Source organism: Gilvimarinus sp. 1_MG-2023 (genome assembly GCF_030548285.1).
In genome coordinates, this window is record NZ_JAUOSC010001498.1 from 1 (window position 1) to 245 (window position 245).

Genomic DNA, 245 nt, shown 5'->3' on the forward strand with positions numbered 1-245 from the left:
ATCCAGTTCGGCCTTGGCGTTCATCAGTTCGCTGAGGCCGTCTTCAACATTGCCTCTGACGTCTTTGGCCGGGTCCAGTTCCGGCTCCTGGGGCAGGTAGCCAATATTCAGGTCGGGCTGTGGACGCGCTTCGCCAATAAAATCCTGGTCAATACCTGCCATGATTTTTAACAGGGTCGACTTACCGGAACCATTCAGGCCGAGCACACCAATTTTGGCACCCGGGAAAAAAGATAGTGAGATAT

Annotated in this window: 1 protein-coding gene; it reads right to left on the reverse strand. The window is 53.1% G+C overall.

The genetic code is table 11. The features are described from left to right. Positions 1–245 (reverse strand): ATP-binding cassette domain-containing protein (locus Q4563_RS21820; RefSeq protein ID WP_303606026.1); only part of this gene is annotated, 245 nt, incomplete at both ends.